Raw genomic sequence first — 16672 nt, 5'->3', positions numbered from 1 at the left:
GGTTTTTGGTTTTATGAGTAGTACCATTACAATCGAAGAGATGCTTCTGGATACCAGAAATAAGCTTGTTGTCGATGTTAGAAAAAAGGATGACTTTGACAAGGAAACATATCCTGATGCCATCAACATATTCTGGGAAGATTTTATGGAGCATAAGGATGAGCTTCCCAAGGATAGGCCTATTTATCTTTTGTGTTATTCAGGACGCAACTCTGAAGATATAGCAGATATCCTTTCTGAAGAAGGATATGAGATATACAGCGTCGAAGGCGGCTATTATTCATGGCTTCGAATAAAGCTTGAAATGTTCATGAAGGACGGCGAAGCATCCGATAAGCGCTGCAAGGATATAGAGCATAGCATTATCAAGAAGTTCAGAAAAGATATCTGGAGTCAGTTCACCAAGGCAATCAATATATATGACCTTATACAGGATGGTGACAGGATAGCTGTGTGCATCTCCGGTGGCAAGGATTCCATGCTTATGGCCAAGCTCTTTCAGGAGCTTCACAGACATGGCAAGCAGAATTTTGAAGTAGTATATCTTGTAATGAATCCCGGATACAATGATATAAACTATCAGACGATTCTTAATAATGCAAAACTTATGCAGGTTCCTATTACTGTATTTCGTTCTGACATATATAATATTGTTGCTAAGGATGATATAGCCAAGGCAGGAAGCCCCTGTTATCTGTGCGCTCGCATGAGAAGAGGCGCTTTGTATCAGAAAGCAAGGGAGCTTGGATGTAATAAGATAGCACTTGGTCATCATTATGATGATGTAATAGAGACAATCCTTATGGGAATGCTCTATTCCGGACAGGTTCAGACTATGATGCCCAAGCTTCACGCTACCAACTTTGAAGGTATGGAGCTTATAAGACCTCTTTATCTTATAAGAGAAGAGGATATTATAAAGTGGCGTGACTACAATGGACTTCATTTCATCCAGTGTGCATGCAGGCTTACAGAGAGCTGCGCCAGCTGCGGCGGAACAGAGCAAGGTTCCAAACGCGGTGAGATCAAAGGTCTTATTAAGGAACTTAGGACAAAGAGTCCATATATTGAGAGCAATATCTTTAAGAGCGTAGAGAATGTACATATCAATGCGATCATGGGATATAAGACTCCTGATGGCGCAAGACACAGTTTCCTTGATGACTATGATAATAAATGAAAAGACGCATTTTTTTCTGTATAGCATATAAAGAATGTATATATATTTGGTAATACCAAGGCAATCTTTGCATGGAAACAACATGGAGATAGCATGGAGAGAACTTACATTGCAATAGATCTTAAATCTTTTTATGCTTCTGTTGAGTGTCAGGAGAGGGGGCTTAATCCTCTTATGGCCAGGCTGGTCGTGGCAGACTCGTCCAGAACCAGTAAGACTATATGTCTTGCGGTATCTCCGGCACTTAAGGCTTATGGGATTCCTGGACGCGCCCGCCTTTTTGAAGTAGAACAGAAGGTAAGTCAGATTCAAAGGTCAACAGGAAAAAAGATAGATTATATTGTAGCTACACCTAGAATGCAGCTGTATATGGACTATAGTGCCAGAATATACAGTATATATCTTAAGTATATAGCGCCCGAGGACATACATGTATATTCTATAGATGAGGTGTTCATGGATGTCACAGGCTATCTTAGGACCTATAAGATGACAGCTCATGAACTTGCCATGACTATGGTAAGGGATGTCCTTAAAGAGACTGGTATTACGGCAACAGCCGGTATAGGAACCAACATGTACCTGTGCAAGGTGGCAATGGACATAGTTGCCAAGCATATCCCTGCTGACAAGGACGGAGTCAGGATAGCAGAGCTTGATGAGAAGAGTTATAGATATAAACTTTGGGATCATAAACCGCTTACTGATTTCTGGCGCATAGGAAGAGGGTATGCCAGAAAGCTTGAAGCTCATGGAATGTACACCATGGGAGATGTAGCCAGATGCGCACTTCAAGATGAGGAGATCTTGTACAAGCTTTTTGGTATAAATGCAGAGCTTTTGATAGATCATGCTTTTGGCATTGAACCGGCTACTATAGAAGAGATCAAGGCATATAAACCAGAGAATAACTCAGTGTCATCAGGTCAGGTCCTTCATTGTCCATATGATTTTGCAGGAGGCAGGCTCATAGTAAGGGAGATGACAGATCTTCTGGTGCTGGATCTTGTAGACAAGAAGCTCGTTACCGACCAGATAGTACTGACTATAGGATACGATATCAGTAATCTTACCGATCCCGATATTCGGAAGAAGTACAAGGGAGCTGTTACAACGGACTATCTGGGAAGGACGATCCCTGAACATGCTCACGGAAGCGCTAATATGCAGGAGTTTACATCTTCTACGGCCAAGATCATGGACGCTGTTATGGCTTTATACGACAGGATTGTCAATAAGGATCTTCTCGTAAGACGTATCAATGTTACTGCTAACCATCTCAAGGATGAGAAGGATCTGTTACAGGAAGATTCCTATGAGCAGATGGATCTTTTTACAGACTATAAGGCCGTTGAAGAAGAAAGAGCCAAAGAAAAAAAGATCCGCGAAAGAGAAAGACGTGCTCAGGAAGCAGTCCTTGCCATCAAGAAAAAGTATGGTAAAAACGCTATTCTAAAGGGCATGAACCTTGAAGAGGGTGCGCAGACAATTGCAAGAAACTCTCAGATAGGCGGTCATAAAGCCTGATATATGAGATGACAGGTACATACCAATAGAGCGGGATATATGAGATTTTATTGTTTTCTTTAGAAAGAAGCATTTTATGGATAATGAACTTACTGAAAAAGAAAAACTAACAATAAAAAAATATTCTGATATAATAGATGCGCAGCGCCCTGTGTCACTAAAGCATCCTGCTATGGACAAGATGAAGAGAGCTGCGCAGTTTTCGCCCTTTGCTGCTCTCACAGGCTATGAGGATACAGTTGAGAGTGCCAGGGATCAGTTCGTCAAAGACCTGGAGCTTTTTGGGGAGCATATGGAGAATATTGACGATTAAGATATAAAAAATAACTGATAATAAGGACTGCTTTGATAATTATAGATATTAATACACATTTTAAGGAGAACTAAAAAATTATGGGAATGAATCCGGCAATCATGATGAAACTTATGCAAAGGTTTAATATATTCAGGACGCAGCATCCTAAATTTCAGGCTTTTATTGGAAGCGTAACTCAGGGAGCTATAAGAGAAGGAACTGTTATAGAGATCAAGGTTACAGATCCGGAAGGCGGAGAGTATATTTCTAATATAAAGCTTACAAGAGAAGATATAGAAACCGTAGATATGCTCAAGAATATAAGAGAATAATTTTTTATTTTTGTTTTGGGACTATCATGTGAATTGATATATACAAAGCAAAAATCATGCAACAATTGATTGTAAGCGCTTACAAGGAGGTAAAGCGCTAGGGGGGTTCTGATTGTTTTCTTTAAGAGATAGGAATCATATGTCATGGGATCACAAAAGGATACTTTTGGGGATTCTGATAATCTGCAGTATCAGCTTGGGGCTTGGGACAAATAATCGTGTATATGCAAATGATAAACCGGTTCGTGTAGGCTATTATGAGAATGAGATATTTCAGGAAGGAGCTAAGGAAGGCTCTGTCAAATCCGGCTATGCCTACGAATATTATCGCAAGTTGTCTGAGTACACCGGATGGGAATATGAGTATGTATATGGGACGTATGCGGATCTTTATAATATGCTTATAGATGGTGAGATAGATCTTCTTGCAGGTCTTGCAATGACTGACGACAGGAAAGATATCATAGGTTATCCGGATGCGCCTATGGGGAGCGGATTATATAATCTTATAAAACATGATACAGATAACAGCATCACATCAGACCCGGTATCGTTCGAAGGCAGAAGTATCGGAGTACTGGACAGCGTGTTGGTCGATGCTCTTCGTGATTATCTAAAAGAGCAGAATGTTAGTGCTGATATAGTTTTATATGATGACTATGTTTCTTTGTTTGAAGACTTTGACAACGATGAACTAGAGATAATAGCAGTTGAAGGTAATGGTGCATACAGTAGAGAAAACTCTGTTGTATTGTGTACATTTGGATCGTCTGATTTTTATCTGTGCGTTAATATCCAAAGGCAGGATCTACTGCTAGAGCTCAATAGTGCACAGACAATGCTTGCCAATGAGGAACCTAATTATATAACCAATCTTCGTAACAGGTACTATTCGGGAAGTATTTCAAGTCTTGCCTTCTCTGATTCTGAAAAAGAGTGGCTTATTGACAATGATACTCTTGATGTTGGATATCTGGAAGACCTGCTTCCTTACTGTGATACGGATGAAGATGGTAATGTTACGGGCCTTGTGAAGGACATGATACCACAGATACTAAGTGATCTTAATATCACCGGAGTTACTGTCAATTATCATGGGTTCAGATCCTATTATGACATGATACAGGCTATGGATAAGCAGGTTATAGATCTGGCTTTTCCTGTAGAAGGAAGTCTTTTTTATTCCGAAGAAAATGGTATATATCAGTCAAGTACCGTACTATCAACAGTAAATGAACTGGTCTATAGCACTACTTATGATGAGGATTTGGATAAAGTGATCGCAGTCAATAAAAACTGTGGTCTTCAGTATTATTATATAATGGCGGTATTACCGGATGCCAAGCTAAGGTATTATGACTCGGTTTATGAATGCCTTGACGCTGTTGTAAACGGCGAAGCTGATGGCACAGTGTTGAACGGCCTTCGTGCATATGACATACTAAAGAATAGTAAATACCACGATCTTTCAGCTATTAAGCTAGGTCAAAGGGATGAGATATGCTTTGGTATTGAGATTGGTAATAAGGGGCTTTTAAAGCTTATAAACAGAGGCCTTAGCGTAATTGATGAAGACTATGTTCTTAACATGGCATCACATTATACTGACAAGCTTTATTCATATACAGTTAAGGATTTTTTGAAAGACAATTCCGAGATTGGTGTAACATTCCTGATCGTTGCATTCCTTGTGATCCTTTTTATCCTTGTACTAGGGTATCAGCAGAAGATCGAAGAAGAGAAAAATCAAAGGGCATCTATTCAGAAAATATTCGATCAGATGATCATGGCTTTTGCCAAGATGATCGATAAAAAAGATGAATATACTAGCGGACACTCCTTCAGAGTTGCAGATTATTCCAGAAAACTTGCATCCAAGATCGGATACAGCAAGGCTCTTTGCCAGAAAGTCTACAACGTAGCTCTTCTTCATGATATAGGCAAGATAGCTGTGCCTAGCAGGATCCTTCATAAGCCCAATCCGCTTGATGATAAGGAGTATTCGATTGTCAAAGAGCACGCAAGCCTTGGAATGGAGATCCTTCAGGAGATAGATGCGTTTCCGGAGATATCTCTTGGAGCAGGTTACCATCATGAGAAATATGACGGGACCGGTTATCCGGAAGGCCTTAAGGGAGATGAGATTCCGAAGATAGCACAGATCATATCCGTTGCAGATGCTTTTGATGCTATGTATTCGACAAGGCCTTACAGAAAGAGGATGAAACTTGAGGATTGCCTTGAAGAGATCAGAAAAGGAGAAGGAACTCAGTTCAATCCAAATATAGCAGAGGCCTTCATAGAACTGGTCCATGAAGGAATGCTTGATGTTGATGAAGAGTCGTACGAAGATGTGCTATGGTGGTGATACTTTTATTACAGATCTACATTCAGGTAATATCCATATCATGATGTATGGAGTATTCTGAATTGATCAATATAGTTCTATGGAGACTGGATATATGGCTTATGTGACACAATTTCTTGATATTGTACATGGATTTTCTTTGCTTGGTATTACAATAAGATTTATATTTGTAACTATAGTTGGTACTGTTGTAGGAATAGACAGAGAGATGAAGAACAGGTCAGCAGGTATCAAGACACATGTTCTTGTATGCCTTGGAGCCTGCATGGTCAGTACTACCAGCCAATATGTAAGCATCATGTTTCAGGGAGTAGCCGGAGATATCAACAGACTTGGCGCCCAGGTAATAAGCGGTGTGGGTTTTCTTGGAGTAGGTACCATCCTCATAACAGGTAAGAATCAGGTTAGAGGACTTACAACTGCAGCGGGGTTGTGGGTATGCGCCTGTGTGGGCCTTGCAGCCGGTATGGGTTTTATAGAAGGAGCTACTATCGCTCTTTTATTTATTATTTTCACTCTGAAAATTTTGAATCTTGTAGACAATAAGATTCATATGTATGCCAAGAACTTTGAATTATATATTGAATTTGAGAATACTAAAAGTGTAAGATCCTTTATAGATGATATGCATAAAAAAGATATAAGTATCTATGAACTTAGCGTCAATAAAAGTGATATAAAAGGGCAGGGACCTATCGCTATAGTGAGAGTCGGCGTTAGCAATATCAAAGACAGACCCGCTTTTATAGATAATTTAAGAGAATATGAGTACATAAGTTTTGTTGAGGAACTCTGAAACAATATCATACTAATATGGGAGAGAGTATATGCATCAGTCAGGAATCAACATGGAACAGGTCAAGTCTTATAACAGGGCTATGATCATCAAGTACATATGTGAGCACAAGACGGCATCAAGAGTTGATATAGCATCTGAATGCGGCCTTACACCTGCTGCAGTAACTCAGATAATAAGTCCCCTTATCAGAGATGAGATCATAGTAGAAGTGGGTACAAGCGGCAAGCAAAAAGGCGCCGGAAGAAGAAAAGTACTTCTTTCCATGAACTATGAGAATATATATTTATATTCGATCAATATAGGCCGCATAGAATCGTCTATAGCTATAACTGATATAAATGGCGATGTGGCAGCAATGACACATATACCTACAGATAACAAGGCTACGCCGGAACAATATCTAAAGGTAATTGCTAATGCTTGTGTCAAGCTTTCGGATGGTGTCAAGGAGCCGATCAGGAACAAGATAAAGGGAGCTAGCGTTGGGATTCCCGGTGTAGTTGATATTGAGAATGGAATAGCTGTAAGGGCGTACGGAGTTTGGGAACAAAGCGTTTTAGTAAAACAGATCCTAGCCAAAGAGCTTGGCATGCCGGTTATAATTCAAAATGATGTCAATGCCTTTGCAAGAGCAGAACTCTTATTTGGAGACGGAAGATACAAAGATAATCTTCTTATCGTCAAATGGGGGCAGGGCGTTGGCGGAGCGATAGTCATAGATGGCAATGTATATGGTAATAAAGAGCGTAAGACAGCAGAGATAGGTCATATGATAGTCGATCCACAGGGAGATATATGTAGTTGTGGCAAAAGAGGCTGTCTTGAAACAAGGGCTTCTTATAAGAAGCTAAATAGCATTATTCCTTTTGAACCGGAGGATTTTGCAGGTGCTTTTGAAAAAGGAGACGAAAAGCAGAAAAAAGAGCTTGAGGAAGTTATTTCACTTTTTGCCCTTGCCCTTGTGAATGCCTGCGAACTTGCAGCGCCTGAGAAAATAATTCTGTGTGGACCATTATTCAAGGATGAGCTTGTAAGAAACAAATTAAAACAGAGTATGATCTTGATCGATCCGTCTTTTAAGAACGATAGGCTTATATTCACAAAACTCTATGACAAAGAAGAATATCTGGGACCTGTTGCGGAATTCTTGCATAGAGCGGTATTTGGTTTGAAGTTTTAGTTATTAACAGTTTTATCTGCATTATAAAAGCCCTGCGACAATTGCCGCAGGGCTTTATAGTCGGTGCACCATAAGGCACACGTAGTTGGCATATTCAGATTCTAAGTTCCTGACCATGGTCGTTTAGCCACTTACGATGTTTCTCATAATCAGGCATAACACTTTCGACAGTAGACCAGAAAGCTTTGGAGTGGTCCATATGCGTAAAGTGAGCCAGTTCATGAACCACTACATAGTCAAGAACTTCCGGAGGAGCCATGATAAGTCTCCAGTTGAAAGATAAGGTTCCGCTTGTAGAGCAGGAGCCCCATCTGGTCTTTTGATCTCTTATGGCGATCTTCTTGTGATGAACACCCATGATCTTTTCAAAATGTTGAACACGAAGAGGAAAATATTCTGAAGCGTTCTTTTTATATCTTTTTTCAAGGAGAGCACGTTGAGTATCGGTAAGCTCCGGCATATGCTTCTTAAGAGCTTCTTCCTTGACTTTCATCTCTTTGTGCTTCTCTACAATCCATCTTGCACGTCCTTCAAGCATATCATTGATAGTAGAATCACTGGTACGAAGTGGTATTCTAAGCTCTGCACTTCCATCTGCGTTGACGATCACTGAGCCGGTCTTCCTCTTAGAGCGGATCACACTTACAGGAAGGCTGTGATGGCCGGATCTGTCAGAGTAATTGATATACTTGGTTACAGCTGCCTCACTATTATTTTTCATATCCCAATAACCCTTTGAAACTCCTCACTATATGTAATGATAATCTCCCTGCAAGTAGTATAGCATAATGAAAAAATAGGTTAAGGCTTGACTTTTGCAAATCTTTATGAAGAACGAATAACATCGGTATAAGATGCTGAAAAATACAGGAAGATTGCGGGAATAATTCAGAAATGAAAAAATAGTTAAAAACAGTATTGACATCAAAGGAAGGGAAGAGTATTATTTTTTCATAATCCTACTGAAAAAGTATGAATAGTATGAAAACAAAAATATTAAATAAATGACGATCGAAGGGAGAATAGTATTATGGCTAACATCAAGAAATCTGCAACAGAACTTATAGGACACACACCTCTTCTTGAGCTTGTTAATTATCAGAACAGCGAGAATATCAAGGATGCAAAGATCATTGCAAAACTTGAATATCTCAATCCTGCAGGAAGCGTGAAAGATCGTGTAGCATATGCTATGATAGTAGATGCTGAAAAAAGCGGTAAGATCAAACCCGGGGCAACTATCATCGAACCTACATCAGGTAATACCGGTATCGGTATTGCTTCTGTAGCAGCAGCAAGGGGATACAGAGCTATCCTTACACTTCCGGATACAATGAGTGTAGAAAGACGTACTATCCTTCAGGCATATGGCGCTGAGCTTGTACTTACAGATGGCGTTCAGGGTATGAAGGGTGCTATCGCTAAGGCTGAGGAACTTCACAAGGAGATTCCGAATTCTATTATCCTTGCTCAGTTTGATAATCCGGCCAATGCTACAGCTCATAGAACTACTACAGGACCTGAGATCTGGGAAGATACAGACGGACAGGTTGATTATTTTGTAGCAGGTGTTGGTACAGGTGGAACACTTACAGGTGTTGGTGAGTTCTTAAAGAGCAAGAATCCTGATATCAAGATCATTGCTGTTGAGCCTGATACATCAGCTGTTCTTTCAGGTGAGAAGCCCGGACCTCACAAGATCCAGGGTATCGGAGCAGGCTTTGTTCCTTCTGTTCTTAATACAGAGATCTTTGATGAGATAATCAGAGTACCTAATGAGAACGCTTTCGAAACAGGCAGAGCTTTTGCTAAAACAGAAGGTATCATGGTAGGTATTTCTTCAGGTGCGGCTTTATGGGCAGCACAGCAGGTTGCATCAAGACCTGAAGCTAAAGGTAAGAACATCGTGGTTCTTCTTCCTGATTCAGGAGACAGATACCTTTCTACACCTCTTTTTGCAGCAAAATAATTCAAGAGATATGATTCGTTATAGCCTCATGACGTGAGTAAAACGAGCGGCTGATGGTTCGGATTGATGGAGCCTTAGACATTAATTCGGGTTTTAAAATGGATCATTTTAAAACTGATCTCTTGAAAAATAATAGATAGGGATGGAATGAATTATGTCAGAATCTTTAATACAGGTCTTGAATGTCAGTAAGACATTTAAGACCAAGGAAGGCTCCGTAGAAGCTTTAAAGAATATAAGCCTTAATATTGAAAAAGGTGATATATTCGGAATCATTGGCATGAGCGGTGCGGGCAAGTCTACACTTGTCAGATGTCTTAATTTTCTGGAAAAGCCTACCGATGGCGATGTCGTTATTGATGGTAAGAGTCTTGGAGGTATGACTGAGAAAGAGCTTCGAAAGCAGAGAACGGACGTAGCTATGATATTCCAGCACTTCAATCTTCTAATGCAGAGTACAGTGCTTGATAATGTCCTTTTTCCTATGCGAATCAATAAAAAGCCTAACAAGAAAAAGGCTATGGAGCTTCTTAAAGAAGTCGGACTTGAAGATAAGGCATCAGCTTATCCGGCGCAGCTTTCCGGTGGTCAGCAGCAAAGAGTTGCTATTGCAAGAGCTCTTGCTAATGATCCGAGGATTCTTTTGTGTGACGAAGCAACAAGTGCACTTGACCCTAAAACTACGGGTGAGGTGCTGAATCTTCTTAAGAAGATAAATGAAACTCATGGCATTACTATAGTGATCATCACTCACTCAATGTCTGTAGTTCAGGAGATCTGCAACAGAGTAGCAATTATTGACAAGGGACGTGTTGCTGAAGTTGGAGATGTGTTAGAAGTATTTAGTAATCCGCAGTCAGAGGCTGCTATGAGACTTGTGCTTTCATCAGGCAATGGTGAGATACCGGAGATGAAAGGCGAGCACCTTGTCAGAATAGTATTTACAGAGAACTCCTCATATGAACCTGTTGTAGCTAACATGGTCTTGAAATTCTCATCACCTGTTAATATCATGTTCGCCAATACAAGAGATATAGGCGGAATTGCACAGGGACAGATGGTTTTACAGCTTCCGGATGATGAATCTTTAAGAAATCAGATGATTCAGTATCTCAAAGACAGGAAGCTTGAAGTGCAGGAACTGTCTTCTATGAAAGAATTTGAGGAGGCTTTGAACTGATGAGTATTGTAGAATTTTGGAATGAGTATGGTAAACTCCTTTCACAAAATACCGGAGTTACCTTATATATGGTATTTGTATCAACTGCTTTTGCCTATCTTATAGGAGTGCCTATAGGTGTAGGTCTTGTGATCACATCAGATAACGGACTTAGACCTAATAAGATAATATATGGAATTCTTGATTTTGTAGTTAATATAGTAAGAAGTATTCCGTTCCTTATCCTGCTTATCCTCATAATGCCTATTACTAAAATGATGGTAGGTAAGACCTGGGGTGCGGAAGCTACTATAGTACCTCTTGTATTTGCAGCAGCTCCATTTATCGCAAGAATGGTTGAGTCTTCTCTTATGGAAGTTGATCATGGAGTTATAGAGGCGGCTCAGAGTATGGGTGCTTCAAACTGGACTATAGTATGGAAAGTAATGGTATCTGAAGCCAGATCTTCTCTGATAGTAGGAGCAACTATAGCACTTGCAACCATACTGGGGTATTCTGCTATGGCAGGATCTGTAGGTGGCGGCGGACTTGGTGACGTAGCTATCCAGTACGGTTATTACAGATATCAGACAGGCGTTATGATCATTACAGTAGTACTTCTTGTAGTAATGGTTCAGGTAATGCAGGGATTTGGTATGTGGCTTAGTAAGCTTCTCGACAAGAGGATCACTAAGTAAAGAGAAATTGCATGGATGATTATTTGGATGTCATGAATTCCTAAATTATATATGATGTAAGGATGTCAAAAGGAACTTTTGACACCTATCTCATTATATGTTTGATCATGTATTGTTTTTTGAAGGTATATACAAGTTTATGATTTGTGGTATATACTCTTTGAATAGATTGATACACTTTAAGTATCTGAGGAGAAAAATCTATCATACGAGGAGGACTTTATTATGAAAAAGAAACTGTTTGCAACCCTTTTAACATCAGTACTTGCATTATCTGCAATCACAGGATGCAGCAAGGATGCATCTAATTCAGAGCCTGCTGAGAATACTCAGAATACAGAAGATGCTGCCAAGGAAGGTGACGGCGATCTTGAAGTTATAACTGTAGCAGCTACAGCCGTACCTCATGCTGAGATCCTTGAAAGTGAAGTCGTAACCAGCGCTCTTGCAGCTAAGGGATACAAGGTTGAAGTTACTGTATTTGAAGACTATGTTCAGCCTAATAATGTTGTAGATGCGGGCGAATTTGATGCCAACTACTTCCAGCACATTACATATCTTAATGATTTCAATGACCAGAACGGAACATCACTTGTAAATGCAGGCGGGATCCACTATGAGCCATTTGGAATCTATGGCGGAACCAAGAAGAGCCTTGATGAGATCGCTGACGGAGATACAATCGCTATTCCTAATGATACAACTAACGAGGCAAGAGCACTTCTCCTTCTTGAAGCAAATGAACTTATCAAGCTTGAAGATGGAGTAGGCCTTACAGCTACTGTCAACAATATTGCAGAGAATCCTTATAACCTCAAGATCGTTGAGGTAGAGGCTGCGCAGGTTCCTCATCAGATCGACAGCGTAAGCTATGCAGTCATGAATGGTAACTATGCTATGGAAGCAGGATTTACTGTAGCTACAGATGCTCTTGCATATGAGTCACAGGATTCAGAAGCTGCTGAGAAATATGTTAACGTTATCGCAGTTAAGGAAGGCAATGAATCAAACCCTGGAATCGTAGCACTTGTAGAAGTTCTTAAGTCTGATGAAGTTAAGGCATGGATCGAAGAACAGTATGAAGGTTCAGTAGTTCCTTACGAAGGAAAATAATAATTATTAAAAAACATACTTGATATTATTGCAGTAAATAGGTATAGTATCATAATATAAAGGCAAGGGCGCCGATGTTTATTCGTGCTCCTTGCCTTTTTTGTTATTAATATCTGTAAACGGTCAGAAAGGAAAGAAGAAATGACTAAGTATACCAGAGAAGATATTTTTCGAATTGTAGAAGATGAGGATGTGGCTTTTATAAGACTGCAGTTCTGTGATATATTTGGCAATCCCAAAAATATTGCGATCACACCTTCGCAGCTTGAAGTGGCTCTTGACAGAGAACTTACATTTGACGGTTCTGCTGTAGAAGGATTCGTTCGCAAAAATGAAAGTGAGATGTATCTATATCCGGATCTTGACTCTTTTGAAATATATCCCTGGAGACCACAGTCAGGCAAAGTTGCCAGAATGTTCTGCGATGTATACACACTTGACAGAAAGCCTTTCGAGGGAGATCCTCGCAATATATTAAGACGTGTTCTTCAAAAGGCTGAAGATATGGGGATAACTTTTAAAGTTAATCCCGAGATAGAATTCTTCCTTTTTGGATGTGATGATTCAGGCAATCCTGTTCCTGAAACGAAGGAGACTGCAGGATATTTTGATGTGGCTCCTGCTGATATGGGGGAGAATGTAAGACGTGATATCATTCTCAACCTGGAAGATATGAATTTTAATATTCTTTCATCACATCATGAGATTGCTCCTGCACAGCATGAGATAGATTTTGAAAATGATGAAGCAGGTCGTATCGCAGATATGATACAGACTTTTAAGATGGCTGTTAAGACTATAGCCAAGAAACATGGATATTATGCTACATTTATGCCAAAGCCTTTAGAAGGTGTCAACGGCTCCGGAATGCATATTAGCTTTTCTGCTTTTGATAAGGATGGTACTAATATCTTCACAGACAGCAGTGATGAACTTGGCCTTTCTAAAAAGGCATATTCATTTATTGCAGGTCTTCTGGATCATATGGAAGGCATAAGCCTTGTTACCAATCCTTTGATCAACTCATATAAGCGTCTTGTTCCGGGCTATGATGCACCGGTTAATATGACTTGGACAGCTTCAAGTGCCAATCGTACTTCGCTTATAAGAATTCCTTATAAGAGAGGCAACAAGACCAGGATTGAGCTTAGAAATCCGGACGCAACCTGTAATCCTTATCTTGCACTTGCTCTTTGCATAGCAGCCGGTCTTGACGGTATCGAAGAAGAAATGCTTCCGCCCAAGCAGCTTTCTATGCAGCAAGCTGATGATAATGAGAATGCAGAACGTTTTGATACGCTTCCTCAGACCCTCGGGCAGGCTATTACAGCTTTTACCAAAGATCCGCTTGTTAAAAAAGTCCTTGGAGATGATGTATATGCTAAGTTCCTTGAAGCAAAGGAAAGTGAGTGGAAGAGATTTAGAAGTTGTGTAACACAGTGGGAAATGAACGAATATCTTGGGAAATACTGATATATGGCCAATGTTGTTGTTGCATTTGCTAAGGATACAGATGCACTGAATTTTAAAAACATATTGGTACGAAGAGGCTTTAATGTAGCAGCTGTATGTAATTCCGGAGCACAGGCTCTATCGGCGATGGAAGATCTTGGCAATGGTGTTATAGTCTGCGGATACAGACTAGGTGACATGATATGCCAAGAGCTTGCCGAGGATCTTCCCTCTTATTTTCAGATGCTGCTTATTGCTTCTCCTGCCAAGCTTGAATCGATAGATCTTGCGGACAATGTGATATCGCTTCAGACTCCCTTACAGACGGATACTTTGATCTCGACTCTTAATATGATGCTTGACGGTGTTAGTAAAAAGAGACGAAAAGCCAGAGATGCTGCAAAGAATAAACGCTCTGACAAAGAGCTTGAAACTATTAAAAAGGCCAAAGAGCTTCTTATGGACAGACATCATATGACTGAACCGGAAGCACATCATTATCTACAGAAGTGTTCCATGGATTCGGGAACAGGTATTGTAGAAGCAGCAGAGATGATCATTTCTCTTAATAGTATATGAAAACTGTGTTGTTTTGTTTCGTACATAGAAATACATCCCTGTATTTCTAAGCATGTACTAGATACATCCTTGTATCCGTACATAGAAATACATCCATGTATTTCTGGACATGTACTAGATACATCCGTGTATCTCAAAGCAATGCAGTTTTTTTTGAGCCTCGAAATATTTTTTGACCCTTTGTTCAAAAAATATTAGGGATTTGCAAACAAATAGTGTGACATTTAGAAATTCTATGATATTATATAAACTGTTTAAGGTCATGTACCTTGTTTAAAACTTAGAAAAAAGAGGATAGTATTCATGATTCAGAAGCTGATATCAGCTATTCAAAGGACAGATGCTCCTATCGTAGTGGGACTGGATCCGAAGCTTTCGATGATTCCGGATCGCATCAAAAACAGATCGTTCGAAGAGTTCGGACAGACACCTGAAGGTGCAGCAGATGCCCTTTGGCAGTTCAATAAGGAACTTATTGATAATATTTATGATGTGATACCTGCTGTTAAGCCGCAGATCGCTATGTATGAGCAGCTTGGTATTGAAGGTCTTATTGCTTTTAAAAAGACCGTTGATTATTGCCATGACAAAGGACTGATCGTCATAGGTGATATTAAAAGAGGCGATATTGGCTCTACTTCAGAGTCCTACGCTATCGGACATTTAGGTAGTGTTACAATTGGTTCTAACAAGTATTCCGGTTTTAATGAAGATTTCGCAACTGTCAACCCTTATTTGGGCAGCGACGGTGTTAAGCCATTTATTGATGTTTGTAATTCTGAAGACAAGGGAATCTTTGTCCTTGTCAAGACATCTAATCCTTCAAGTGGTGAATTCCAAGATAGATTAATAGACGGTAAGCCTTTATATGAGCATGTAGGTGCCAAAGTCGAAGAGTGGGGCATGGGTTCCATGGAAGGCGACTATTCAAATGTTGGAGCAGTAGTTGGTGCTACATATCCTGAAATGGGTGCTAAGCTTCGCAGTATCATGCCACATGCATTTATACTGGTTCCCGGATATGGAGCTCAGGGCGGTAAGGGAAGCGATCTTAAGGGATTCTTCAATAAAGACGGTCTTGGTGCGATTGTTAACTCTTCAAGAGGAATAATCGCTGCATGGCAGAACGAGAAGTATTCGAAATTTGGCGACAATGTCGGAGAAGCTGCAAGACAAGCTGTATTTGATATGAAGGAAGACATTAACGGCGCTATCAGATAAAATCATAATATACCGCTATAAGCGGAATAAATAAAAAAACAGAGGATGGATTACATGGAAAAGTACAAGGAAGAGTTTATAAATTTCATGGTGGACAGTAATGTCCTGAAATTTGGAGATTTTACACTTAAGAGTGGAAGAAAGTCTCCGTTCTTCATGAATGCAGGAGCATACGTTACAGGAACTCAGCTTAGAAAGCTTGGTGAGTTTTATGCAAGAGCCATTCATGAAACTTTTGGCCTTGAGTTTGATATTTTGTTCGGACCTGCTTATAAGGGAATCCCGCTTGCAGTATCAACATGCGCTGCTATAAGCCAGCTCTATGGAAGAGATATCAAGTATTGTTCCAATCGTAAAGAGATCAAAGATCACGGTGATAAGGGAATACTTCTTGGAAGTAAGATCAAGAACGGAGACAGAGTCCTTATCATTGAAGATGTTACAACATCAGGTAAGTCAATCGAAGAGACTTATCCTATAATCCAGGCTCAGGCAGATGATGTAGATGTAGTAGGTCTTATGGTATCCCTTAACCGTCAGGAGAAGGGACTTGAATCAGATATGTCTGCACTTGACGAAATTCATGAAAAGTATGGTTTTGGTACACATGCAATCGTAACTATGTCAGATGTAGTAGAGTATCTTTACAATAAGCCGATTGATGGCGAAGTGATACTGAACAAAGAGATCAAGAAGAAGATCGATGAGTACTATAAAGAATATGGCGCTGTTAAGGCTTGAATATAAGGAATCACAGTCGTCTTAAAAACTCATTGTTATGTAAATAATAATGTAGGAGG

At 40.0% G+C, this 16672-nt stretch carries 16 protein-coding genes; 15 read left to right on the top strand and 1 reads right to left on the bottom strand.

The window, feature by feature from the left end; all coding sequences use genetic code 11:
- Positions 1-13: 13 nt before the first annotated feature.
- From BMX21_RS15165 to BMX21_RS15135, 7 genes are all read left to right on the top strand, one after another.
- Entirely contained in the window at positions 14-1180 is a 1167-nt protein-coding gene (locus BMX21_RS15165) for a PP-loop family protein (protein ID WP_022753453.1), read from the top strand.
- Positions 1181-1273: 93 nt separating this feature from the next.
- The gene (locus BMX21_RS15160; protein WP_092045639.1) at positions 1274-2707 is read left to right on the top strand and encodes a Y-family DNA polymerase; all 1434 of its coding nucleotides are present in this window, start codon (positions 1274-1276) and stop codon (positions 2705-2707) included.
- Between the two features lie 76 nt (positions 2708-2783).
- Positions 2784-3020 carry a hypothetical protein gene (locus tag BMX21_RS15155; RefSeq protein ID WP_092045637.1) on the top strand — a complete coding sequence of 79 codons (237 nt, stop codon included), beginning with the start codon at positions 2784-2786 and terminating at the stop codon, positions 3018-3020.
- An 80-nt stretch (positions 3021-3100) separates the two neighbouring features.
- Complete coding sequence (locus BMX21_RS15150) at positions 3101-3334, top strand: hypothetical protein (protein ID WP_022753456.1); 234 nt, start codon at positions 3101-3103, stop codon at positions 3332-3334.
- A 112-nt stretch (positions 3335-3446) separates the two neighbouring features.
- A complete protein-coding gene (locus BMX21_RS15145; protein WP_177174061.1) occupies positions 3447-5702 on the top strand; it encodes an HD domain-containing phosphohydrolase in 2256 nt (751 codons plus the stop codon).
- Between the two features lie 94 nt (positions 5703-5796).
- Positions 5797-6498 (top strand): MgtC/SapB family protein, encoded by a 702-nt coding sequence (locus tag BMX21_RS15140; RefSeq protein ID WP_022753458.1) that lies wholly within the window; start codon positions 5797-5799, stop codon positions 6496-6498.
- A 31-nt stretch (positions 6499-6529) separates the two neighbouring features.
- Positions 6530-7681, top strand: coding sequence for an ROK family transcriptional regulator (locus BMX21_RS15135; protein WP_092045630.1), 1152 nt, complete (start codon positions 6530-6532; stop codon positions 7679-7681).
- Between the two features lie 94 nt (positions 7682-7775).
- On the opposite strand, the gene BMX21_RS19100 is transcribed toward BMX21_RS15135, so the two are convergent.
- Positions 7776-8402, bottom strand: coding sequence for a M48 family metallopeptidase (locus tag BMX21_RS19100; RefSeq protein WP_110072907.1), 627 nt, complete (start codon positions 8400-8402; stop codon positions 7776-7778).
- A 309-nt stretch (positions 8403-8711) separates the two neighbouring features.
- On the opposite strand from BMX21_RS19100, the gene cysK reads away from it, so the two are divergent.
- The 8 genes from cysK (at position 8712) to pyrE (ending at position 16613) form a co-directional block, all read left to right on the top strand.
- A complete protein-coding gene (gene cysK, locus BMX21_RS15125) occupies positions 8712-9650 on the top strand; it encodes a cysteine synthase A (protein ID WP_022753461.1) in 939 nt (312 codons plus the stop codon).
- Between the two features lie 154 nt (positions 9651-9804).
- Positions 9805-10830 (top strand): methionine ABC transporter ATP-binding protein, encoded by a 1026-nt coding sequence (locus tag BMX21_RS15120; protein WP_074755071.1) that lies wholly within the window; start codon positions 9805-9807, stop codon positions 10828-10830.
- Positions 10830-11507 carry a methionine ABC transporter permease gene (locus BMX21_RS15115; protein ID WP_092045628.1) on the top strand — a complete coding sequence of 226 codons (678 nt, stop codon included), beginning with the start codon at positions 10830-10832 and terminating at the stop codon, positions 11505-11507. The genes BMX21_RS15120 and BMX21_RS15115 overlap by 1 nt, the downstream gene beginning before the upstream one ends.
- A 225-nt stretch (positions 11508-11732) precedes the next feature.
- Positions 11733-12620 carry a MetQ/NlpA family ABC transporter substrate-binding protein gene (locus tag BMX21_RS15110; RefSeq protein WP_092045626.1) on the top strand — a complete coding sequence of 296 codons (888 nt, stop codon included), beginning with the start codon at positions 11733-11735 and terminating at the stop codon, positions 12618-12620.
- A 141-nt stretch (positions 12621-12761) separates the two neighbouring features.
- A complete protein-coding gene (gene glnA, locus BMX21_RS15105) occupies positions 12762-14093 on the top strand; it encodes a type I glutamate--ammonia ligase (protein WP_022753465.1) in 1332 nt (443 codons plus the stop codon).
- A 3-nt stretch (positions 14094-14096) separates the two neighbouring features.
- Positions 14097-14651, top strand: coding sequence for an ANTAR domain-containing response regulator (locus tag BMX21_RS15100; protein ID WP_092045624.1), 555 nt, complete (start codon positions 14097-14099; stop codon positions 14649-14651).
- A gap of 303 nt (positions 14652-14954) precedes the next feature.
- On the top strand, positions 14955-15872 hold the full coding sequence (gene pyrF / locus BMX21_RS15095; RefSeq protein ID WP_022758027.1) for an orotidine-5'-phosphate decarboxylase: 918 nt from the start codon (positions 14955-14957) through the stop codon (positions 15870-15872).
- Positions 15873-15926: 54 nt separating this feature from the next.
- A complete protein-coding gene (gene pyrE, locus BMX21_RS15090) occupies positions 15927-16613 on the top strand; it encodes an orotate phosphoribosyltransferase (RefSeq protein ID WP_022753468.1) in 687 nt (228 codons plus the stop codon).
- The last annotated feature ends 59 nt before the right edge of the window (positions 16614-16672 follow it).

This window comes from Butyrivibrio sp. TB (genome assembly GCF_900110805.1).
GTDB classification, from domain to species: Bacteria; Bacillota; Clostridia; order Lachnospirales; family Lachnospiraceae; genus Butyrivibrio; species Butyrivibrio fibrisolvens_C.
This window is presented reverse-complemented; position numbering and strand designations above follow the sequence as displayed.

Excerpts from the sequence above, each read along its gene's own strand:
- BMX21_RS15160 (WP_092045639.1), top strand. The coding sequence starts at position 1,274 with ATGGAGAGAACTTACATTGCAATAGATCTTAAATCTTTTTATGCTTCT.
- pyrF (WP_022758027.1), top strand. The coding sequence starts at position 14,955 with ATGATTCAGAAGCTGATATCAGCTATTCAAAGGACAGATGCTCCTATC.
- BMX21_RS15150 (WP_022753456.1), top strand. The coding sequence starts at position 3,101 with ATGGGAATGAATCCGGCAATCATGATGAAACTTATGCAAAGGTTTAAT.
- cysK (WP_022753461.1), top strand. The coding sequence starts at position 8,712 with ATGGCTAACATCAAGAAATCTGCAACAGAACTTATAGGACACACACCT.
- glnA (WP_022753465.1), top strand. The coding sequence starts at position 12,762 with ATGACTAAGTATACCAGAGAAGATATTTTTCGAATTGTAGAAGATGAG.
- BMX21_RS19100 (WP_110072907.1), bottom strand. The coding sequence starts at position 8,402 with ATGAAAAATAATAGTGAGGCAGCTGTAACCAAGTATATCAATTACTCT.
- BMX21_RS15115 (WP_092045628.1), top strand. The coding sequence starts at position 10,830 with ATGAGTATTGTAGAATTTTGGAATGAGTATGGTAAACTCCTTTCACAA.
- BMX21_RS15140 (WP_022753458.1), top strand. The coding sequence starts at position 5,797 with ATGGCTTATGTGACACAATTTCTTGATATTGTACATGGATTTTCTTTG.
- BMX21_RS15100 (WP_092045624.1), top strand. The coding sequence starts at position 14,097 with ATGGCCAATGTTGTTGTTGCATTTGCTAAGGATACAGATGCACTGAAT.
- BMX21_RS15120 (WP_074755071.1), top strand. The coding sequence starts at position 9,805 with ATGTCAGAATCTTTAATACAGGTCTTGAATGTCAGTAAGACATTTAAG.
- pyrE (WP_022753468.1), top strand. The coding sequence starts at position 15,927 with ATGGAAAAGTACAAGGAAGAGTTTATAAATTTCATGGTGGACAGTAAT.
- BMX21_RS15155 (WP_092045637.1), top strand. The coding sequence starts at position 2,784 with ATGGATAATGAACTTACTGAAAAAGAAAAACTAACAATAAAAAAATAT.
- BMX21_RS15110 (WP_092045626.1), top strand. The coding sequence starts at position 11,733 with ATGAAAAAGAAACTGTTTGCAACCCTTTTAACATCAGTACTTGCATTA.
- BMX21_RS15135 (WP_092045630.1), top strand. The coding sequence starts at position 6,530 with ATGCATCAGTCAGGAATCAACATGGAACAGGTCAAGTCTTATAACAGG.
- BMX21_RS15165 (WP_022753453.1), top strand. The coding sequence starts at position 14 with ATGAGTAGTACCATTACAATCGAAGAGATGCTTCTGGATACCAGAAAT.